Source organism: Singulisphaera chitinilytica, from assembly GCF_049331405.1.
GTDB lineage: Bacteria > Planctomycetota > Planctomycetia > Isosphaerales > Isosphaeraceae > PoT.
On record NZ_CP186274.1, the window covers coordinates 4,274,552 to 4,296,687 of the forward strand.

Here is a 22,136-nt window from a genome sequence, read left to right on the forward strand (position 1 = left end):
CGGATCGCGCCCGTCGGGGTTTGCATGGCATCCCGCGACGGGCGTCGTCGATCCGATCGGATCAGAGGGTCTTGAGGTAGGCGATCAGGTCGTCGACCTCGTGATCGTCCAGATTCTTGACGCCGCTGACGGTCTCGGGGCTGTGAGGGCCGACGAGGGTTTCTCGCAAGGTTTTGGATCGGCCGTCGTGGAGGTAGGGATCCTTGTCGTAGACCCCCTGCAACGACGGCGGATTATAGCCCTGGTAAGCGTCGTCGGGTTCTTCGAGGCCGACGATATGGATCTTGCCATCGGAGAACTCGGGGCCGCCATGGCAGTTGTTGCAGGCGGTCTTGGAGGCCTGGAAGATCGCCCGGCCACGTTCAGCGGCGGCGGAGAGGCCGCCATCGGATTCGCGGTAGGGATTCTTGGGGAAGTCGAGCGAGCCGAGGTAAGCGACGAGGGCATTGACCTCGTCCGACTTGGGTCGTCGGCCCTGCATGCTCTTGGTGAACGACTCGATGGTGGCGTCGGAGAGGCTCTTCTGCCAGCCGTGCCAGGTCCAGGGACCAGTGCGGGTGACGCCGCGGAGGGTGGGGACCTTCTTGCGGCTGCGCTGGTGGGCCGTGCTGAAGTCGTGGCTGCCATCGTTCATCGTGTCGAAGTCGAGGCCATTGGTGTGGCCATCGCTGTGGCAGGTGTTGCAGCTATACCACTGGTTGAACGACCGCTCGGCATCATGGAACAGGATTTCGCCGCGACGAGCCAGAGAGACTTCCTTTGGTCCACCCAGCGCGATCGTGCGGACCACGTCCCCCGACTCGGCGTCGATGACCTGCACCGCGTTCTCGAGGTAGTTGGCGACGTAAAGGTTCTTGCCGTTGGGATCGAAGGTCAACTCCGTCGGCCGACCGCCCACCGGGACGCGGCGGAATCGGGTGCTGTCGTTGATGAGTTCGACCGCGAGTAGGTCGCGGGAACCGCCGTTGCGCCAGGGGAGTCGGCGAAGATCGGTTCGGAAGATCATCACTTCATGCGTGCCGCCGCAACTGATCGCCAGATAGCGACCGTCCGGGCTTGCGGCGACGCCATGGGCATCGGATGCGGCCTTGCCACGCGGATCGAGGGAGAGCGTGGAATAGGTGTCGGAACCGTCGATCGGCACGCTCGTGAGGCGCTGGCCGAGCACCCAGCCGTTGTCGATGTTGTTCTGAGTCGTGGGGAAGTGGCGGTTCTTCATGTTCGCGACGTAGCCCGTCTTCCCGTCGGCGGAGATCGCCACCTGGCGGAGGTTGTCGCCGTCGATGGGGATCGTCCGCTCGACCTTCCAGGGCCCGACGGCGACCACCGTCATGGACTGAGATCGGGCGTTGCCGATGAGGAGGCTCGAGCCGTCTGGCGTGATGGCCAGCCCTCGCGGCTCTCGGCCGACTTCGAGCCGACCGGTGACCTTGTTCGCATCCAGGTCGATGCGGACGACCTCATTGCTCACACCGACCGCGACATATCCCGCCTTGCCGTCGGCCGAGATCGCCACGCCTCGGGGCTCGGGACCGACCTCGATCCTGCCGACCACCCGGAGCGTGTCCGGCTTGATCTCGAGCAGGGCGACGTCGTACCCGTACCAATGCGAGACAAGCCCGCGTTGCCCATCGCGCGAGATCGCCACGCCCGCAGGCTTGTCTCCCGTCTTCACTTCGGCCAGGACCCGGCCGGCTTTGGGATCGACCAGTGAGACGGAGCCGGAGGTCTGATTCGCGGTCAGGAGCCGAGTCCCGTCGCTCGAGAGTGCCAGGGCGATCGGCGACCGATTCGGCTCGGCGTCTGTCGGCTCCGGGGCTCCGCGAACGGCCATCGTCGCCAGTCCCAGGACGCCACCGGCCAGGAGGATCGCGAGTCGTAGGCGGGGTCGAGCCCTCATGCGGAATGCTCCAGCCAAGGAAGGTTCAACTCGGGCGGGGATCGGATTATTCGAGGCGGCTTGGGCGGGATGAGGGGATCGGCTCCGCGCCTGAGAATCGGTCCCCCGAAATCCGTCGCCTTCCCGCGTCTCGGGCTACATCCGTTCGATGACGTCGATCCCGAGCAGGCCGAGACCGAATTTTAAGGTCCTGCCGGTGAGGTCGACAAGCGCCAGCCGGCTATCCCGACGTTCGGTCGACTCGGCCTTCAGGACGGGACACTCCTCGAAGAAGGTGCTGAACGCGTTCGCCAGGTCGAAGAGGTAGTCCGTCAGGATATTCGGCTTCAATTCCGAGGCTGCCAGTTCGAGCGTTTCCGAGAGTCGCAGGAGACGCAATCCCAGGGCACGCTCGGCGGGACTCGTGATGAAGATCGTCGGGCGTTGCTCGCGAATGCCTTCGGGAGTGAGACCTCCCTTGCGGAAGATGCTCTGACTCCGCGCGTAGGCGTACTGGAGGTAAGCGCCGGTATTCCCGTTCATGGCCAGCATTTTCGACCAGTCGAAGACATAGTCGCTAAGCCGGTTCTGGGAGAGGTCGGCGTACTTGATGGCCCCCAGGCCGACGACCTCGGCCACACGAACGTGTTCCTCCGACTCGAGGTCGGGCGAATTTTCTTTAACGACCTTGAGGGCTTCCGCGATACCTTCGTCGAGTAGCGACTCGAGCCCGACGTTATCGCCGGCGCGTGTTTTCAAGGGCTTCCGATCCGCCCCGAGGATGGTGCCGAATGCAACATGCTGCAGGTCGGCACGCTCATATCCCCAGCGTTTCGCGACGGCGAAGAGCTGTTTGAAATGATCGCCCTGACGAGAGTCGACGACGTAAAGCACCTGATCGGGCTGCCAGGTCTCTTCGCGATACTGGATCGTTGCGAGATCGGTCGTGGCGTAATTGTACGCCCCGTCCTTCTTGCGAACGATGAATGGCGCCTTTTCGCGATCGATGAAGACGACCGTGGCGCCCTCGCTTTGTTCCGAGAGCCCCTTGGACTCGAGGTCCTGGACCACTTCGGCCAGCATCGGATTGTAGAAGCTCTCGCCAAGCTGGACGTCGAAGGTCACGCCAAGCCGATCGTAGATGGCGGTCAGGGCTGAGAGGCACTCGGGCATGAACTGATGCCAGAGAGCGACGTTTTCGGGATCATCGGCATGCAGCTTGGCGGTTTCGGCCCGCGCCGCGTCCTCGACGCCCGGTTCCTTCGCTGTGATTTTGGCGTTGGTCAACCGATAGAGGCGAGCCAGTTCGCCGACCGCGTCGGTGGCGTAGTTCGCTTCGTCCCGGTGGTTCTTCCAACCCCAGAGGATCATACCGAACTGAGCCCCCCAGTCGCCCAGGTGATTGTCTTTAATCACCTTATGGCCAAGGGCGGCGAGGATGCGCGAGAGGCTGTCGCCGATCACGGTCGAGCGGATGTGCCCGACGTGCATCGGTTTGGCGACGTTGGGGGACGAGAAGTCGACGACGACCGTCTTGGGCTGCTTGGCCGGGGCAACGCCTAGCGTCGCATCGTTGAGCAGGTCTCTCAACTGGTCGACGATCCAGGGATCTTCGAGTCGAACGTTCAGGAAGCCCGGGCCGGCGACATCCGGCTTGCCGGCCAGGGGGAGAAGATCCACGCGCTCGGCGACCTCGGAGGCCACCTCGCGCGGGTTCTTCTTCTGGGCCTTGGCCAGGGCCATGCAACCATTGGCCTGGTAGTCGCCGAACTTGGCATCCGTGCTGGGGCGTACGGCCGACGCGAACGCAGCCGGGTCGCCTCCTTCGGGCGTTGCGGCGGCGAAGGATTGGCGAAGTCGTTCGAGAACGTTCATGGCTTTCCAGTGTCAGTCGTTCGGTTCGAGGTCCGAGTCCGGCTCGTCCTCAGCATCCGTCTCGTCATCGAAATCGGCAGGTTCTTCAGCCTCCGACTCCGCCACACCCCTGGGAGCAGGTCGGACGCGGTCGGGATCCTGCCAGTCGAGCCGGGGAGCATCGCCCCAGATTTCTTCGAGAGAATAGTACGTGCGGGCCTCGCCCGAGAAGATGTGGACGACGAAATCGCCGTAGTCGATCAGGACCCAGCGCCCTTCCTCGGAACCTTCCATCCCGAGTTTGTGCTCCTGGATCTTCTTCATCTCCTGGTCGATCTCGCTCGCGATCGCGTGGCTCTGCCTCCTCGAGGCCGCCGTGGCGATGACGAAGAAGTCGACGAGGGGTGTGGCCTGCCTCAAGTCGAGGATGTGGATGTCCTTCGCTCGGTTATCGTCGGCGATCCGGGCGCAGATCCTCGCATGCTCGAGGGCCTTTTCGACCCGATCTGGGCGGCTGCGCGCGACGGCATTGAACGGAACCTCGTCCTGAACGAGATGGCTGGGGCGAGCGGGCTTCGGCGTGGCGACGACCGGAGTCTCTGGGTCGGGCACTTGTGGGGTCGATTCGTTGGTCTCGGTCATCAGAAACTCGTCCGGGTGGCAGGGAAAGCAGCACGGTCCCTTACCCGCCGCAATTCAAGCTCACAGGACGGGTGCCTCGTGTGCGGAGTGGAAGACAGGATCGCCCTTCCCCAGGTTCGGGAGCCGCATCCAACGAGTTTACCGTCATGCGAGCGCACTGACTATTGCAGAACTGATTAGAGACTTGCGACGACCGCCGGGCTCGCCATGACTCCGGAAACATCTGGATCGAAAGCATTCGATCCCGGGGCTGTCATATTCGTACTCGTCTGATAGAGTAACTGACAATCGTCCGCGGGAAGCGGCTCGATCTTCGACAATACTGAGGAGCCAAAGCGATGCGCCGTCCGATTATGACTGTTGCCCTGATGGTCACAGCTTTCGGGGGCGGCTTTGCCCTCTTGAGTCTGCGAGGTCGAGATGTCACTCACGAGACCCCTGGTCGCGTTGTGCAAGTAGGATATGCGGTAGCCGAACAAGAGAAGGCTGCCACACCTCCCAGCGAAGTATTACCTCCCACGCCACCTTCCGACCCGATCGGCCTTCCTCCGACTTCACCTGCTGAAACACCGGCTCCAACCGACCCGGTGCGTCCTCCGGACGCTCCGGCAGCTTCTCCCTTTGACCCGCCATCGACGAATTCGCAATCTCCCCCTGCTGCCGAGCCAGTTGCTCCCCCAAAAGCTGCCAGCGAAGATCCCCTCCAGGCCGTGGATTCCTTCATTGAACGCAATCGGACCGAGGCCAATACGGCGATCGAGAAGCTCAGCGAGGAAGCTAAGGAGTTGAAGGAGCGCCTTGCCAAGGTCGAATCGGCCCTGGCGCGCTGGAAGAAGATCTCGCAGGCACTCGATCAACAAGGTGCAGGGAACGAGGCCGCGGCCGAGCCTCCCCTCGAGGCAGCTCCCGGTGAACAGATTCCGCCTCCCGTCGAGACGGTCAAGGAACTTGAATCGGAACCGAAGCTGGAACTCGCACCTCGCTAACTTAAGGTCATATACAATAAAGACTTGGACTGGGGGATTGAGCCTCGTCGAATGGCAAGTTCACCACGTTACAGGTAAAAGGACTGAGCCATGGGCGACTCATGTGAATCGCCCATGGCTCAGTTTATTTCCTCAAATCGCCCTTCCTGAATCGCCTACCTCGACGAGTCGAATGGCTTTGCGATCAGGATGACCCAGAATGGGATCTCCTTTTCGCTGGCGGCGTACCCGATCCCGACCTCGGTGTAGTCGCCGAGGATCGTCTCGCGGTTCTTCTCGTCCTCGAGCCAGGCTTTTAGCGCATCTTCCGGAGTCGGCTGCCCCACCGAGACGAGTTGCCCGATTCGACGGAATTGGTATCCGGACTCCTCGAGCCTCTGGAAAGGCGTCTTGCCCTCTTTGTCCTTCGCACTGTACTCGCCGAGGCTGGCGACGGCCTGAGCGTGATGCTCTGCGGCCGCCTTGAGCCGAGACTCAAACTTGAGCTTAGCTCGAGGTTTCTCGGCCTTGGCTCGAGCCTCGTTGAATCCATCGAGGACCGCCGCCTCGGCGGCCTTCGGGTCGAGGACCGGCCACGACTTGCCGAAGTCGACGCACCAGTAAGGCTTCCCATCCTTCGCCTTGACGCAGGCGACGCCGATCTCGGTGAAGTCGCCGAGGATATTCTTCTTGTGCGGCGGGCTATCGAGCCAGGCCTGCATGACCTCGTCGACGTCGCGTTGGCCCGCCGCGACATTCTCGGCGGCACCTCGGTAGTGGAAGTTCGCACGCTCGATGCGCTGGGCCGCCGTGGAGCCATCGCTCCCTTCGTGCGTCATCTTGTTGTGCTCGGCCATGTCGCGAGCTTGGACGAGCGCCGCGGATTCGAGCTTGGGATCGGACTTCAAGAAGGGGAGTTGATCTTTGGCACGCTCGCGGTTGTGGGCCTCGACGAGGGCGGCGACATCCGCCACGTTGGGGGCCGGCGGTGGTGCGTCGGATTTGGCCTCCGGCTCCTGGGCCCATCCCCCTGAGACGATCGAAACCAGGACAACCACGCTCCAGCCGACCAATCGACCGACTTGCATCAATCACCTCCCGTTCGCTGGCCCTCCGTAGATATCGCGATCACTCCCTGAGAACATGACGTGTCGTAATCTCAATGAGTCTAACCGACCGACTCGGGGCCGGCTCCCCTGCCAGAGGGAAGCCGACCGACCTCCTAAGAGTCGGGAGATCTCCCGAGCTATCAATAGGAACTCGGTGTCGCCGAGCCCAAGTTCCTCCGAAAACCGCCCCGATCGCCGAGGGCGGCGCCGACGATGTCGTCAGGGAGCGGCGGGGCATCGCCCGAGACGTCGAGCTTGGATCGCGCTGCGGCCGCCGCAAGCGGCTTGCCATACGAGTTACCGACGGAGTCATGAAGCAACGCCCAGTGGTCGTCGTTCAGGTCGTCGCGGTTCTCGACGAGGATGAGCAGGTGGGCTAACGGATGATCGCCGTCGCCCAGCGACTCGGCCTCTTCGGGGAGTTGCGACCAATCAGACTCGGCGATCCTTTGTCGCAATTGCCGCGCCCTATCCACGCATTCGTTCAGCGGCGCAAACTCCGACGAGGAGCGATGGACCAGGCAGGTCGCCCGATCGAGCACGGAGAGCGCCCTGCGACGAATCTCCTCACCGCGAACCCGGCCGATCTCGACCTCAGTGGCCTCGTCGATGAGTGTGGAGAGGCTCTGCAATGTTTCGAGCGAGTCGTGCGAGGGGATCTCAAGGCCCAGGTGCTGGGCATGGTCGCGGATCCGGTCACGGAACTCGTTGAACCCTTGACGGGAGGCCGAGAGGTCGTTGATCAGGGATTCCAGCGGGGGCGATCCCGGCGAGTGGAGCTGTCGGGCTGCGGTGAGCAGACGCTCGCCCAAATCAGAGAACTGGTCCGACATCGTGGCGAGTTCCTGGGCGAACTCGCTGCACCTGGTCTGAGTCATGGATGTCTACTCCGGTCGCCCGGGATTCGAGCTGTTGACGAATGGATGGCCTGATCAGTTCCCGGCGATCCTGGTCGGACCGCCTCGGAGAAAGCCCCGACATCCCTGTCTCACGCCCGTCGAGGGGAGGTCGCGACCAACCTCTCATCCACACCTGGATGAAGATTGAGCGGTCACTAGAACCACTCGCGTCGCCTCATGCGTTAGTGGCCCTGAAGATCGCTAGGGATCGGCGAGGCTGCAGGCTGGCCTAAGCTTAGGACGGCATGACAACCTTGGCTCGCGCAACTGCGACCGAGAGCGGCTTGCCGAACACGTTTTCGACCATCTCGAGCGAACTCGCCCAGAGGTCGTCGCTCAGGCTCTCGGTGCCGTCGACGAGGGCGAGCAGCCGGTAGAAGGGATGATCCCCCTCCGCGAGTTGCGTCGCTTCTTCGGGCAAATCGAGCGGATCCGCGCTCGCGATCCTGTCGCGGAGGTCCTTCGCGCCGGTCTTACAGCCCTCGAGAGGCGGGAACTCCGCCAGGTCGGGATGCCTGAGCGAAAGGACCCGGTCGAGGATCCCTAGGGCACGGTCGCGGACCGCGTTGATCTGCTCTCGACGGCTCTCGGCCTCGCCGATCTCGCGAAAGAGCGACTCGATCTCGCGCAGGCTCCCCAGCGACTTCCCCCGGGTCGGGAGCCCGACCCGCTCGGCCAGTCGCAAGGTTTCCTCACGCAGGGCGGCGAACTCACGCCCGCAGGTGTTGAGGTCGAGGATCAGGGCCTCGGACGGGGGCACTCCGCCCGCCTTCCAGCGTTCGACCTCGTTCGCCAGGCGGTCGCTCACCCTGGAGAAATCGGTCGAGAGTGTTTTGATCCGGATCACCAGCGAGGCCCGGTCGTGGGCGGAGCTGATCGAGGCTGGCCGCGTTGCTTCCACCACGGCAGGAGCTACCGGTGCGGCAGGCCTGGCCTTTTGCGGCGGCCTGGCCGATGCCACGGGGGCCGGCCGACTCACCAGAGCTTCGAACACCGGCTCGGGTGCGGGAACAGGCGTTGGCCTTGCCGGCATTGCCAGGGGAGGATGGGCTGGGTCGACGGGCCTTGTGGTCGCGAGGTTGACCTTGTCGCGTTCCTGGCGGGCGAAGACGAGCTGTCCCAGGCTCTGCCGGCTTGCGACGGTCTTGGAATGCCCTTCGCCAAGCACCTCTTCGCGAATCCGCAAGGCCTGCCTCAGCATCGGCTCGGCGGCGTCGAGGTCGCCGCGGGCCCACAGGAGGCCGCCGAGGCTGCTCAGGTTCGTGGCGTAGTCGGGGTGTCGCTCCCCCAGCGCGTCCAGGCGAACGGAGAGGGATTCCCGGAGAAGACCTTCGGCCTCTTCGGGTTCGCCGTGCATCAGGAGTAGCAAGGCCAGTTGGTTCAACGACGTGGCGTAGTCGGGATGTCGTTCGCCGACCGCCTGCCGTCGCTGCGTGACGCGCCTGCGAGCCTCGGTCAGCGATTCGTGCTCTCTCGCCTCGGCCACAGATCCTCCGACACCTGGATTCAAGCGGTCCGCCCTTTCGGTCAAGAACCGAGCGAGCCTCCCTGTGCTCGAACGTGACGTCCTCAACGAATCGGCGCCGGGGCGAGATCGCGACGATCGTGGATCGTCGTCGCGCCCCTCACGCCAATCACTTGTAAACGGACGTTCCGGGTGCGGTCAAGGGAGGGTGAGACTCGAGCCAAAAAGTCATCATCTGTCCGAGTTTCCGTCCAGCATGGCGGGAGCCAGCATCGCCCCCGCCAAGACTTTAGCGAATCTCATTCCTCGGGCAACGCGAATGTCTCGCGTAAACACTGGAGGGCCTCTCGTCCCCGGGAGCTATCGGTGGCGACGTTGATCCTGACCTCGCTGGTGTTGATCAGGGCGATGTTGATCCCCTTGGCCGCCAGGGCGCCGAACATCCGGGTGGCGACCCCGGTGTGAGTGCGCATCCCGACGCCCAAAACGGACAACTTGGCAATCTTCGGCTCAAGTGAGACCTTGCCCGGTCCCTCACCCTTGGCGACTTCGGCCGCACGCTCGGCCGAGCCCGACGGCACCGTGAACGAGAGGTGCGTCTTGCCCGAAGTGCTGATGTTCTGGACGATCATGTCGACGAAGATCCCGGCCTCGGCGATCTTCCTGAAGACCCTGCCCGCATAACCAGGCTGGTCGGGGACGTCGAAGAGGGTGACACGGCCCTGGCTTTCGTCGAGTTCGACGCCCGAGATCACCAGCTCTTCCATGCCCGGCGGGGGTGTCGACGGGGTGGCCGACGAGCCGTTCACCGCGTCGGCGGTGAGCCGTTTGGTGCGGACACGGCTCTTCTCGAGCGTGAACGGGGCCTCGACCGAGTTCTCCCAGCCTTCGAGCCCGAACGCCCGGTGGACGGCCCGGAGCGCCTCGGCCGCGATGGGGCGGTCGACGAGGACGCTGATCTTGATTTCGCTGGTCGTGATCATCTCGATGTTGATGCCCTCGAGCGCGAGGGCTTCGAACATCATCGTGGCGACGCCGGTGTGCGTCCTCATCCCGAGGCCGACGACGGAGACCTTGGCCACCTCGGCCTTGTGCGTGACGGCCTGGGCACCGATGGCCTTGGCGGCGGCCTCGGCGGCGAGAATCGTCTCGGCCAGGTCGCCGGTGGCGACGGTGAAGCTCACCTCCGTCGTCCCTTCGGTGGCCACGTTCTGGACGATCATGTCGACGACGATGTTATTCGCGGCAATCGTGTGAAAGAGCGAATGCACGATGCCGGGGCGGTCGGGAGCCCCCAGGATCGTGATCCGGGCCTCGTCCTTGGCGAGAGCTGCACCCGTCACCGTCACGCCGAGCCGCTTGGCGTCGGCCTCGGCGACGATCCAGGTCCCGGGCGCGTCTGAGAACGAGCTGCGGACGTGGATCGGCACATCGTACTTCTTGGCGAACTCGATCGAGCGCGAGTGCATCACGCCAGCGCCGAGGCTGGCGAGCTCGAGCATTTCGTCGTAGCTGATGCGGTCGATCTTGCGGGCCTCGGGGACGACGCGAGGGTCGGTCGTATAGACCCCATCGACGTCCGTGTAGATCTCGCAGGCGTCGGCGCCGAGGACCGCGGCCAGGGCGACGGCCGTCGTGTCGGAGCCGCCGCGGCCGAGGGTCGTGATGTTGTAGTTCTCGTCGATCCCCTGGAAGCCAGCGACGATGACGATCTTGCCTTCGCCGAGGGCCTGGACCATGCGGTCGGTCGAGATGTTCCGGATCCGGGCCTTGGTGTGGAAGCTGTCGGTCACCAGGCCAATCTGGGCCCCCGTGAAGCTGATCGCCGGGACGCCGAGGGCCTGGATTGCCATGGCCATGAGCGCGACGCTGATCTGCTCGCCGGTGGAGAGGAGCATGTCCATCTCGCGGGCGGGCGGGTAAGCCGTGATTTCCTTGGCCATCTCGACGAGTTCGTCGGTGGTGTGGCCGCGTGCGGAGACGACGACCAGGACCTGCTGCCCGCGCTGATGGGCCTGGATGGCGCGGCGGGCGGCGGCGAGGATTTTTTCGGCATCGGCGACGCTCGTGCCGCCGAATTTCTGGACCAGGAGAGACACTTGGCTTGGCTCCGCCCTGCGTCAGGGCATTCGGAATCTCACTCAAACCGCCGAGTCGGGCGCCGGCGTCACGCCAATCGTCGCGCGTGTCGCACGATGCGTCACGATCCCAGGAACAATTTCATCAACTCGAAACCTTGCTCGAGCGAGGGCCCGCCCGCCTCGCGTGCGGAGGCCTCGTCATAGGGGCGACCCGAGCCCGCGAGCCCCGTCCCGGCCATCGCCCAGGCGACCCAGTCGCGGTCGTGGGCCTTGGTCCGCAGAAGCGTGGCGTGGTCGGGAGAGATCAGAATCCGGTAGTCGCCGTATTTCTCGAGCTCCCGCCGCAGTGGGCCGACAATCTCCGAATCCATCCGCTCGAGGGCCTCGACCTTCGCGTCGGCCCGCCCTTCGTGGCTGGCCTCGTCGGGGGCCTCCACGTGGACGCAGACGATGTCGTGGTCGCGGAGGGCCTCGATGCCGTATCGCCCCTTCGCGGCGTAGTCGGTGTCGAGGTATCCCGTTGCGCCGGGGACGTCGATTCGCTCCCAGCCGGCGAGCATCCCCACGCCGCGGACGAGGTCGACGGCCGAGATGATCGCCCCCTTGAGCCCGTGCATATCTTTAAACTTCGGCAGCGACGGGGCCTTCCCCTGCCCCCAAAGCCAAATGGCATTGGCCGGCGACTTGCCCAGGGCGAGCCGCTTCTGGTTCACCTCATGGTCGCGGACGACCGCCGTCCCCTCCACCATCAGCTCGCGGAGGAGTTCCGAGCCACGCCCCTTGGGCAGGTAATCGACGGCCGGCTGGTCGGGCTGATCGTGAGGAGGAGTCGTCAGGGTCTCGCTATCGAACGGAGTCTCGCCGGGGGCACCGCGATAGATCATCAGGTTTCGGTAACTGACGCCCGGGAAGAATGAGACGTTCGGCCGCCCGACCTTCGCGTCGAGGGCCTGCATCAGCGGGGTGCCTTCCTCGCTGGTGATGTGCCCGGCGGTGAAGTCGGTGAGCCGGCCATCGCGGATCGTCATCAGGTTGCAACGGATCGCCCAGTCGTCGGGTCCGAGGGCGTGCCCCATCGCCACGGCTTCGAGCGGGGCCCGCCCCGTGTAGTAGAGGACGGGGTCGTAGCCGAAGAGGCTCAGGGTGGCGACGTCGCTCGCCGGGACGAAGCGATCGGGGACGTTCCGCGACCTGCCGAGCACCCCTTCGCGGGCAATGCGGTCCATCTCGGGAATCCGAGCAGCCTGGAGCGGCGTCTTACCGCCCAGGGACGCCTGGGGTTCGTCGGCCGCACCGTCGGGGATCACGATCGCATATTTCGTCGCCATGGCCACCACTCTCGATCGATGCTTGCGTCACTCCGGCACCTCAGAGGGGGAGATCCCTCGCGTGCCGTTCAGAAGTCGGATTCTCGCCTGAAATCACGCCGAAGCCAAGGAGGTCGATCCGACCACCCTCTCAGGTTGAGGGCGGGACGCTCCCGGCTTAGCTCATCTCCTCGACACCGAGGCAGATGCTCGGGGCACTCACGACGTCGAGCTGGTCGATCGCGGCGAGCGCATTCTTCATGTCCGCCTCGATGGCCATGTGCGTCATGATCACCAACGGCACCGGGCTATCTTCGGGGGCGTCGTCGCCGGGGTCGTGCTGGATCACGCTGGCGATGCTGATCGAGCGTTCGCCCAGGATGTGGGCGAGCGCGGCGATCACGCCCGGCCGGTCGGCGATCGTGAACCGGAGGTAGTACCGGCTCTTCACCTTGGTCGCCGGGGTCAGTCGCGGGCTCGGGCTCGAGTCGGACCAGAGGTCGAGCGCCCTGGAAGTCAAAGCGGCTCGACCGACGATCACATCGATCAAGTCGCCGACGACCGCCGAGGCCGTCGGCATCATGCCCGCGCCCCTGCCGTAGAAGAGGGTGTCGCCCACGGCGTCGCCGACCACCCGGATCGCGTTGTACGGCCCCTTCACCTCGGCGAGCTGGGTCCCGCGCTTCACGAGCGTCGGCGCAACTCGCAGCTCCAGCCCAGACTCCGAGAGCTTGGCAAGCGCCAGCAGCTTGATCGTGTAACCGAGCTCCGCCGCATACTTGAGGTCGGCGAGTTGGAGCCGGTCGATGCCTTCGCGGGGAATCTGCGAGGTGTCGATATTCACCCCGAACGCGAGTTGGACCAGGATCGCGAGCTTGTGTGCGGTGTCGGTGCCATCGACGTCGAGCGTAGGGTCGGCCTCGGCATAGCCCAGTTCCTGGGCCTGCTTCAGCGCGGTCAAATACGGGAGGCCGTCGCTGGTCATCGACGACAGGATGAAGTTGCACGTCCCGTTGACGATGGCCGCGAGGCCCTGGACCTGATTCGCCGCCAGACCGACCCCGAGGGCCTGGATGATTGGGATCCCGCCCCCGACGCTCCCCTCGAAGGCCACGGCCCGGCCGTAACGCCTCGCCTGGGAGAAGATCTCGCGGCCATGCTCGGCCAGTAGGGCCTTGTTCGCCGTGACGATGTCCTTGCCCGAGGCCAAGGCCTCGAGGATGAGACCCCGCGCAGGCTCGATGCCGCCGAGCGTCTCGATGATGACTTGGACGTCGGGATCCTGCACGACCCGATGCGGGTCGGTGATGATCCTCGCCTCGGGAAGTTCCACCGATCGGGCCTTGGAGCGGTCGCGCACGACGGCCCACTTCAGGTCGATGTCACGCCCGGCCCTGCGGGAGATGCGATCCCCCTGCTCCGTCAGGATCCGCGCCACTCCGGAACCTACCGTCCCCAACCCCAGAATACCGACGCCGATACGTTCCATCCCGTACTCATTCATTCCCAGAGCGCGAAACCGTAACGCCTTGGCCGACAAGAGATAACTAAGTTATCGTCGAGCCCTCCCGGCGACAAGGTGAAGACCTGTCATGCGACTCGACATCTCGCCCCAAGACCCGACCTTGCCACTCCCTTTCGAGGCTTCCATCCACTCGAAGTCGTCGCCCTGCAAAGCGATGTGGCCAGAATCCCTCTCAAACTGCGACTAGTTGCCTGGAAGGCCTTTCAAGAAGTGACAAACGAGTGGGTCCCTACGGAGTGGCTATTAAACGGATCCTTCGGCAAAGTCATTGGCCTTAGCCACATGCGTTTGAGCTGAGCCTTCGCCTTAATCCCGGGTCAGGAATCAGGTGGCAAGAATTGTCCAGCTCACGTCGTAGAGTCCATCGCCGATTCAATCCGACCGGGCCTTTCAATTCACCTTATCAAAATACCTGCAGGTTGACTCCGACTTGCCCACCAGCCAACATCAACGTGTGAAGGTCGAGCCATTCTTCCCGGTCGGGAGTTCGTCCCATGCATCCCCTATCCCTTCGGCTGCTATTCCTTGGCTTAACGCTGCTTGTTGCTAAAGCGGGATTCGGGCAGACTCCTCCGGATGCAAACGGACCTGGCCCCGATGGCTTGAAGGTCTTCTTCAGCCTCCGCGCGGAGCCGCTCAATCAGTCAAAGGTTTCCGGGCTGCCGGCCAATGCCATGCCCCCGGTCCTGAACTGGCAGGCCGCCTATCGGCTGGCTCTCATCCGCTCTCGAGAAGCAAAGCCCCTCCGGGTCGAAAGGCTCGATGACGAACGTGTCGCCGAAGCGGCTCGAAATCATGAGGCTGACGTCTTCGCGAAGTTCGAGAACGATTTCCTGACCAACGCCTCGTTCCGCGACCCCTCTGCCGACTTGCTCGATCTCCAGGCTCGCCTCCTCTCGATCGAGAACGCGCACTGGAATCAAGCCTATCTCGACCGCTGGGAGACGCTCCTCAAAGAATTGATCCTGGGCGAATCTTCCGGCCTGGGTAAAGCCGAGCTCGACCACTTCGACGAGTTGAACCATGAAGCGAGGCGCCGTCAGGCGCACCTCATTGCGGACTATCGCGACAGGCTCGACGCTTTCAAGGTCTCGCTGGGGCTCTCGACTCATTCCCCTTTGATCCTGGACCTCGTCCCACTGGAGCCGTTCCACGAGTCCTTCGAAGCGCTCAACCGCTGGTTCATCGATCCGAACCGCCAGCTCGAAGGCCTCGCGACACTGGCGCAGAAGCTCCCCTCCATCGGCGAGGTCGTGGTCGAGGGTCGCTCAATCCTCGACGAGATGGAACGCGCCCCGGATCAACTCGAGGAAGTCCTCGCCCTGGCGACCAGGATCGCGCTCAAGAACAAGCTCGGCGAAGAGGACGACGACGCCATCGAACTTCGCGTCCGACGACGGCTGCGACACCTCGTCGAATTGCGGATCGACTACGCCCTGGAACGCCGACGGACGGTCATGGCCGCTCGAATGCTCCAGGACGCCTTCGAACAGGAGATCGCCCCTCCGAACGAGCCCGGTAACCCGAGCCCGGGTAAGCTCGGCAAGGATGTCATGAAGATCTGGGAGCATTCCCTGAAGATCTTCGAGATCCGGAACCAGCTCGTATCGCTATGGACCAACTTCCACGCCGAACGCATCGCCCTCTACCGCGACCTCGGGGTGTTACCGTACGAGGACTGGGCCAGCTTTTACGGGCAGTTCACGGCAGTCGCCTCCAAGCCGGACGAACCCTCGATCAATCAACCGGACGCCCCCATCCCCGCTACCGCGCCTCCCCTTGCTCCATCAGTCAAACCTTGAGACCGGAGATTGCTCGTCTGCCGCTGGTAGGGCAGAATCCTCGCCGCGAGTTTCGGTCTGGAGCGACTTTTCCGGCTCCGCAAAATCTCACGATCGCACAAGCCGACCTGATTAACGAAGTCTTACAGAATCAAGGTTCTTGCCTGCCGAAAATAGCCTGATCCGGGTTGCCAGCTCCACACGTCAAGGGATTCGAAAAAGCCCTCGAGTGTTGACATGCCCGCGCACGCCCCATCAATATCCCACTATCTGCGAAACTTTCGCGAATCCGCTTGTTCGATGCGATTTCGCGCCCGAAACTGTCGACAATGGAGTTCGACCGGCGCATGGTCCTGGCCCTTGGCGAGGTTAGCCAAGGGTACTGATGAGTCGCAGTCGTCGTGATTTTGCAGGATCTGACGGTCCTGCGGCAATTCGCTAAGGGCGTCGAGGATCGATCGCCGACAATTAGCGACAGTTGCATCACCTATTGCCGATCCTACTTGGATTACTTGCAAATTTAAGGAGTACGGCCTTGAAACGGATTGGATTCCTCGGCCTCATTTTGGCGCTGGCGGCCTTCGGCGGAGCAGGAGTTCGCTCCGCGCAGGCCAACCCGGTCACCTACACCACGTATGGGTCGATCGACGGCAAGAACCCGGGCTCCCCGATCTCCTGGACCTCGGCCAACAGCTCATTCTACATGCCAGGTTCGATCAACCTCGGCGGCTTCAATTCCGCCCTCAACATGCCCGACTCGATCACCCTGACCTACGACCACACGCCGTACACGATCGACGTCTTCTTCGGCTCGGGCGCGACCCAGTCACAGCTCGAGATCAACGGGACGATCAACGGGACGATCACCGGGACTTCGTCCTCGACCATGCAGGCCTCGGTCTCCTCAATCACCCAGGTCGGCGGCAACCCGCTGCCCTTCCCGCTCTCGGACTTCCAGGTCTTGAGCCCGCAGACGATCAGCGCGACTGGCCCTTCGCCCTTCTACGCCTACGTCAACTACACTCCCGTCCCCGAGCCGACGACCCTGGCCCTCTGCGGCATGATCGTGGCCGGGTTGGGCGTACGCCACTGGCGCCGTCGCCTTGTCTGAACCGCTCCGCGTTCCGCCAATCGTTAAGGTTGGGGAAATCGAGCGCTCAGCGCGGGGCACTCCCGCACCCAACCCGCCCCAACCGCTACCATGACTCGGCCCGACGTCATCGACGCGGGCCGAGTGCTTCATTTCCAGCAACCATGCAGGAACGGCCACCCTGCTTGAGATCGCTTCCACTCTCCCGCGAAAAGCGGCAAAGCTTCGACCAGCCTTCGTCCTGGGAACGCCATCTGCAACTCGACTCTTCATCTGACGAGTCATTGCGGGCATCTCCATCCGACCGAAGGAGCCACCATGGTCAAGGCAGTCATCTTCGACATCGACGGGACAATCCTCGACTCCGTCGACCTTCATGCCGAAGCCTGGCAGAAAACCCTCAAACATTTCGGCTTCGACCTGCCGATAGAAGATGTGCGCCGGCAGATCGGCAAGGGTGGGGATCAACTGATGCCGTCCCTCCTTCCGAAGCACGTCGTCGATGCGCAGGGCGAAGAAATCGAGAAGGAACGCGCGGACCTCTTCAAGCGCGAATACCTGTCCCAGGTCCGTCCCTTCCCACGCGTTCGCGAACTCTTTGAGCGTATCAGGGCCGATGGCAAGAAGATCGCCCTCGCATCCTCGGCCAAGGCCGACGAACTCGAGACCTATACGAAGATCGCCGAGATCCAGGGCCTGACGGACGTCGAGACCTCCTCCGACGACGCCGAGAGGTCCAAGCCCCATCCCGACATCTTCGAGGCCGCCGCCGAAAAGCTGGGCCTCCCGAAGGACGCCCTGATCATCCTCGGCGATACCCCGCACGACGCCGAAGCCGCCACCAAGGCGGGCATCCGCATCATCGGCGTGCTCTGCGGCGGATCCCCCGAGCAAGAACTGCGCGACGCGGGCTGCATCGTCATCTATCGGGACCCGGCCGATCTCCTCGCGAACTATGTAGACTCCCCCATAGCGCAACGATGAGATCGCGGCATTCGCAGCGCACGCTCATACTTCGCAGATTCGATGTGATTTCGTTCCTTAGGACCTTGGAAGCAGATCGGATTGGATATCCTCAATTACCATTACGTCGATGGCGTCTTGCCACGCGGCGGCCATGGTGGCGGAATGTGCGTTCCTGTCCTCTGGCGGAGCGACTACGCCGGAAATTGGGGCGAGAGGGCCTTGCGTTGCTATCCCGCATCGAATTGTCAAAATAACTATGCAGACCAGGGAGACAAATCAGGTTATGGTCGAGGTATCGTCATGAGCGTCTCCGAATAGAACGTCAGCTTTGTCAACGTCACCGACGGTCCGAGCAACACGATCGTCACTGGCGAGACCCCCGAGCCCCTCCTCGGGCTCTGGGCCGGCCACAAGATTTCCTCGACCAGAGCGCCCCGATCAACGCGCGGTACCGCCCCACCAGTTCGACCCCCTGGCAGTCCTGCCAGGTCATCGGCAAGCTAGGCTGCGACTACGGCCATGAATTCGCCAGCTACCACACCGGCGGCTTCCACTTCCTGTTCCTCGATGGGTCCATTCGCTACCTCAAGGAGAGCATCAATCCCAGGATCTTGCGGTGTTCCTCTCGCGCAAGGGGGGAGATCATCGACGGAAGCGTGTCAGGCAATTAAGCCGCATGCGTGAACACTTGCGACGATTCCCAACCGTTGCCCCTGGCTGAAATCAGACGCATGGATCTCCCCTCCGACGATTGCAACGCCTGGCGTCGATGATGGCTCCTTGCGAGGCTGATTGAAGACGAGACTTCGCCGAGTGGTAGCATCTCATGCTTCAAAGAGGAACCGTTATGTCGATCCCCAGCCCTTGCACCGGCGTGTGCCGGATCGACGAAGCGTCGGGCTTCTGCCTGGGATGCGCCCGCACCATCTCGGAGATCAAGGCCTGGGGTACGGCCGATCGGGCGAGCCATGAACGAATCTGGGCCCAACTCCCGCAACGTCGCGATCGCTTAAATCTCGGGTTCCATCGACTCGGCTGGAGTCATGATAGGATTCTTGCATTCGTCGTAAGCACGATGCAGCCATGCGCCGGCACCTGGCTCATTGGCAACAACGAAGCCAACGGAGAATTCTACATCGGGCCCGAAGATCGCGCCGAACTCCAGGTCGATGGTGATCGTGTGACCGCCCTGACCCATCGCGGAGCCATCCGACTCGTTCTCCCTGAAGACATCCGAGTCTTGGCCTTCAGCGACACGGATCGAACAGCAATCCAGAACCTGACCTTTGCCTTGCCTCGCCATCGATCAGAAGTCCTGGCGAATCATGTCCTCACGTCGCTCGGGCCGGATCGGGACGCGATCCGGCCTCTCGATCGAATGGCAAAGCTTTACGACCTCGGCTTCGGATCAAACTCGACTCATTCCTGCATTCGCACGGTTAAGTCATCGCTCATTGATGCTCTCGAGAACCGGAATGGATGGCCCTGGCCCAGGCTTCTCTCCGAACTCGGCTCCGAGGTTTGGCGCGAATCGCACCGCATTCTACTGACGTCAATCGGACGCTTCGAAAGCTTCACACCAATCCTTGCTCTCGGCGTTCGTTTTCCCGCTCGACCTTTCACAGACCATTTCCCGCCCGACTCAGCCTCAAAATGCGAGCTGTCACGCGGCATCGACCTACCCATAAGCCTGAGGTCGGCGGCGGTTTTCCATCCCTCAGTTGGGTTCAACCTCGACGCCGAATGAATCGCCGTCCTTGCAGATTCATTCCATAGACGGCCTGTTTTCCCAGCTCTGTAGGCTATCCAAAGAAACATCGCCAGAGCGGCTCGGCTGATTTAGCTGAGCAGGACAAATTCCGAGAGTTACCGAGATCACCAAACTGTGACAGAGAAGGTCCTCATTCTCGCCGCTACCCCTCTGCTTAAGACCTGAGCCATTTCTGCATCCATTTTCATCGACGAAGCTCCCGGTCTCGTTGATTGCATGCGAATTCGACTAATACAAAAAATAATCGGCCCGAAATCTAAAACGCCGTAACCCTTTTCAGACATTCCAGTAACAAAGGGAACGATTTGAAACGCCCGAGTAGAACCTGTATTCCGGCACCTCAGTTGCCTTGAACGGTTCCTCGTAACTCGGAGGAAGGCGTGAACTAGCAAGTTCTAATTTTTTCTAGAATCAATAAAATTACGACCATGTTTTTGTCCGAATTTCAGCGAACCATCCCACAGGCGACGGTCGACTCAACCTTGCGTTGAACCTTCCAACCGCCACGGGGAGAGCGGGTAGCCTCGCACGACCCCTCCCGCTCTCCCTTCTTATACCCCCTTCGAGCTCGACGAGAATCTACGCAACTACGAAAGTGCCCGGCAGGATTCATATCCGCCGGGCACTTTCGTTTTCTTATTGAAATCCTTTTGTCATACAAGTTCTTCGAGATTTATCAAGGAAATTCCATAATTGCATCTGATTGGGCAAATATGTAGCGCAAGGGCGTCAAAGTCACCTCCCAACGATGTTTCTTCGATCGTCGAAGGATCAACGAGTCCCAGCCGAATAGCTCTCGATTGAAGTCGTCGCTCAATCGACTCGCTCCCGCATTCCGGCCTCTCCACCCTCACGGGCACTTCTCATCTTGCGCAACAGCACAACACATATAATAAATTATATAAATAATATTTAATATTTTTTTGAATTTCACAATATTTTATTTAAATAATCTGATTATTTGTTTTCTATTGAATTCAATATACGACTGCAACACTGCGTTAATTTAACCATATTTAGCGACGCACACTCATGTCCCGCGTTTCGCTCACCTTGAAATTCCAATCTTCTCAGAAACATCACACGCTCTACTGACAGGCCTCGCAGAGATTCGGGATAATTATTCAGCAATCGTATTCTCGATCGAATTGATGATCTGGATTCGCGACTCACGCGTATGGTCGTGAATCGCCTGGTCAGGCAATCTTCGAAAAAGAGATCGATCCCACCGATTCGAGCATTGGTATCCTTCCTGCCGCAAGGCCCCCCAAGGAAAGCCTTTATGGACTGCTCCAGAGGCAGCCGCCGCTGCCGTTCCGGCTTCACGCTGATCGAACTCCTCGTCGTCATCGCGATCATCGCAATCTTGATCGCCCTGCTCTTGCCGGCGGTCCAGGCCGCCCGAGAGGCCGCCCGCCGCATCCAGTGTGTCAACAATCTGAAGCAAATGGGCCTGGCGCTACACAACTTCGAGTCGGCCAACGGATTCTTCACCCCCGCCGCCATCGACGCGGCCTTCCCCAAGCTCGGGATCAACGTCGATGATGCGGGCAATCCCATCAGCACGCCGAAGCAGCACGGTTGGGTGATCTTGCTGCTCCCGTTCGCCGAGCAGACGGTCCTCTACAACGCCTACAATCTGAAGGCCGACTTCCGCGACCCGGGCAACTCGACCGTGATCGCGTCGCAGTTAAACATGATGATGTGCCCCTCCTCTCCGAACCCTAACCGCATCGACACCAACAATTCCGGCGGGTTCAAAGGCTGGCAGGCCGCCGCTGGCGACTACGGCCCGAACAATAGCGTCGCGGCCGTCGCGATCAACGCCGGGTTCGTTGCGCCTGGCACCTACGCGGGGGTCATGCAGGCTAACGTCGTCCGAGGCATCGCCGAGATCACCGACGGCACTTCGAACACCCTCGTCATCTCCGAAGACACGGGTCGCCCCGACATCTGGCGGAAGGGCAGCAAATTCACGATGTCGACCCCGATCGGCAGCAGCCCTCGCGTCTACGTAAGCGGGGCCGGCTGGGCGAATCGCGAGAGCGCCTTCGGACTCCACGGTTTCCCCGCGGACGGCAGCGGCGAGCCCCCGGGCCCCTGTCACACAAACTGCGTGAATCGCAACGAAGTGTTCTCGTTCCACCCCGGCGGTGCCAATCACGTCTTCGCCGACGGATCGGTCCATTTCGTCAAGGAAACGGCCACCATTCAGATCATGGCTAACCTGATCTCCCGTGCTAACGGCGAGATCATCTCCTCCGAGTCCTACTAATCAGGGCTTGAGTCCGACCTTCCCTCCCATGTCGGATCGACTATAGTTCGTGATGGCTCAATCAACGAAAGCCTCGCCCTCCGTTTGAGGGCGAGGCTTTCGTTTTGAAACAAGAATTTTGGAGGTTGGATTTGCGCCGCTTGCCGAGTTAGATAGGCCGGTTAGGGTAGGCCTTAACTGTACAAATTAAATTAAATATGATTTTTATACACATCCTTTTAAGTCGCGAGTACACCCGAACGTAGTCAAACTCCTAACCGTCGGTTCCGAAGACCAAAGTCGCGTCCAGACGCCCGGAACCCAAGGTTACGCAAGACGCCAATTACCAATGCGTTACGTTATGTTATATTTTCGTATATGCTGATATAATACTCGGATCACCCCCCCCCCCGAAAACAACACGAAGAGCGCCAAGGGTCAGCGGTGGCTTATCCATAGCCCGGTTGAGTCGACGGTCGTACGATCGCGGCGAGATGGGCAAGTGGTGGCAATTAGGGCGATCATTAGTCAGCTCAAAGCGGCCCCAT

General features: G+C 61.9%; 16 protein-coding genes. 7 read left to right on the forward strand and 9 right to left on the reverse strand.

Translation table 11 applies throughout. The features are described 5' to 3' along the window. Positions 1 to 61 precede the first annotated feature (61 nt). The 3 genes from ACOYYX_RS17070 to rsfS all read right to left on the reverse strand — a co-directional run bounded on the left by ACOYYX_RS17070 (position 62) and on the right by rsfS (position 4,375). The gene (locus ACOYYX_RS17070; protein ID WP_422931119.1) at positions 62 to 1,900 is read right to left on the reverse strand and encodes a cytochrome c peroxidase; all 1,839 of its coding nucleotides are present in this window, start codon (positions 1,898 to 1,900) and stop codon (positions 62 to 64) included. 135 nt (positions 1,901 to 2,035) lie between these two features. Beyond that, positions 2,036 to 3,754: an arginine--tRNA ligase gene (argS, locus tag ACOYYX_RS17075; protein ID WP_422931120.1), complete on the reverse strand. Its 1,719-nt coding sequence runs from the start codon at positions 3,752 to 3,754 to the stop codon at positions 2,036 to 2,038. A gap of 12 nt (positions 3,755 to 3,766) precedes the next feature. Next, on the reverse strand, positions 3,767 to 4,375 hold the full coding sequence (rsfS, locus tag ACOYYX_RS17080) for a ribosome silencing factor (protein ID WP_422931121.1): 609 nt from the start codon (positions 4,373 to 4,375) through the stop codon (positions 3,767 to 3,769). Positions 4,376 to 4,713: 338 nt separating this feature from the next. On the opposite strand from rsfS, the gene ACOYYX_RS17085 reads away from it, so the two are divergent. Next, positions 4,714 to 5,361, forward strand: coding sequence for a hypothetical protein (locus ACOYYX_RS17085; RefSeq protein WP_422931122.1), 648 nt, complete (start codon positions 4,714 to 4,716; stop codon positions 5,359 to 5,361). A 155-nt stretch (positions 5,362 to 5,516) separates the two neighbouring features. Here the strand turns inward: ACOYYX_RS17085 and ACOYYX_RS17090 are convergent, their stop codons facing one another. From ACOYYX_RS17090 to ACOYYX_RS17115, 6 genes are all read right to left on the reverse strand, one after another. After that, positions 5,517 to 6,428, reverse strand: coding sequence for a CAP domain-containing protein (locus tag ACOYYX_RS17090; RefSeq protein WP_422931123.1), 912 nt, complete (start codon positions 6,426 to 6,428; stop codon positions 5,517 to 5,519). A gap of 161 nt (positions 6,429 to 6,589) precedes the next feature. Next, positions 6,590 to 7,327 (reverse strand): hypothetical protein, encoded by a 738-nt coding sequence (locus ACOYYX_RS17095; RefSeq protein ID WP_422931124.1) that lies wholly within the window; start codon positions 7,325 to 7,327, stop codon positions 6,590 to 6,592. A gap of 256 nt (positions 7,328 to 7,583) precedes the next feature. Next, positions 7,584 to 8,834, reverse strand: coding sequence for a tetratricopeptide repeat protein (locus ACOYYX_RS17100; protein ID WP_422931125.1), 1,251 nt, complete (start codon positions 8,832 to 8,834; stop codon positions 7,584 to 7,586). A gap of 278 nt (positions 8,835 to 9,112) precedes the next feature. Further along, positions 9,113 to 10,912 carry an aspartate kinase gene (locus tag ACOYYX_RS17105; protein WP_422931126.1) on the reverse strand — a complete coding sequence of 600 codons (1,800 nt, stop codon included), beginning with the start codon at positions 10,910 to 10,912 and terminating at the stop codon, positions 9,113 to 9,115. A 101-nt stretch (positions 10,913 to 11,013) separates the two neighbouring features. Beyond that, positions 11,014 to 12,222: a cofactor-independent phosphoglycerate mutase gene (locus ACOYYX_RS17110; protein ID WP_422931127.1), complete on the reverse strand. Its 1,209-nt coding sequence runs from the start codon at positions 12,220 to 12,222 to the stop codon at positions 11,014 to 11,016. 157 nt (positions 12,223 to 12,379) lie between these two features. Then, complete coding sequence (locus ACOYYX_RS17115; protein ID WP_422931128.1) at positions 12,380 to 13,690, reverse strand: homoserine dehydrogenase; 1,311 nt, start codon at positions 13,688 to 13,690, stop codon at positions 12,380 to 12,382. A 530-nt stretch (positions 13,691 to 14,220) separates the two neighbouring features. Between ACOYYX_RS17115 and ACOYYX_RS17120 the strand changes: the two genes are divergently transcribed. The 6 genes from ACOYYX_RS17120 (at position 14,221) to ACOYYX_RS17145 (ending at position 21,609) form a co-directional block, all read left to right on the forward strand. Further along, the gene (locus ACOYYX_RS17120; protein WP_422931129.1) at positions 14,221 to 15,528 is read left to right on the forward strand and encodes a hypothetical protein; all 1,308 of its coding nucleotides are present in this window, start codon (positions 14,221 to 14,223) and stop codon (positions 15,526 to 15,528) included. A gap of 514 nt (positions 15,529 to 16,042) precedes the next feature. Continuing rightward, a complete protein-coding gene (locus ACOYYX_RS17125; protein WP_422931130.1) occupies positions 16,043 to 16,618 on the forward strand; it encodes a hypothetical protein in 576 nt (191 codons plus the stop codon). A 297-nt stretch (positions 16,619 to 16,915) separates the two neighbouring features. Next, positions 16,916 to 17,581 carry an HAD family hydrolase gene (locus tag ACOYYX_RS17130; RefSeq protein ID WP_422931131.1) on the forward strand — a complete coding sequence of 222 codons (666 nt, stop codon included), beginning with the start codon at positions 16,916 to 16,918 and terminating at the stop codon, positions 17,579 to 17,581. Positions 17,582 to 17,961: 380 nt separating this feature from the next. Continuing rightward, on the forward strand, positions 17,962 to 18,234 hold the full coding sequence (locus ACOYYX_RS17135; protein ID WP_422931631.1) for an H-X9-DG-CTERM domain-containing protein: 273 nt from the start codon (positions 17,962 to 17,964) through the stop codon (positions 18,232 to 18,234). A gap of 176 nt (positions 18,235 to 18,410) precedes the next feature. Then, the gene (locus tag ACOYYX_RS17140; RefSeq protein ID WP_422931132.1) at positions 18,411 to 19,310 is read left to right on the forward strand and encodes a DUF1289 domain-containing protein; all 900 of its coding nucleotides are present in this window, start codon (positions 18,411 to 18,413) and stop codon (positions 19,308 to 19,310) included. A 1,306-nt stretch (positions 19,311 to 20,616) separates the two neighbouring features. Continuing rightward, positions 20,617 to 21,609 carry a DUF1559 domain-containing protein gene (locus ACOYYX_RS17145; protein ID WP_422931133.1) on the forward strand — a complete coding sequence of 331 codons (993 nt, stop codon included), beginning with the start codon at positions 20,617 to 20,619 and terminating at the stop codon, positions 21,607 to 21,609. Positions 21,610 to 22,136: the final 527 nt, after the last annotated feature.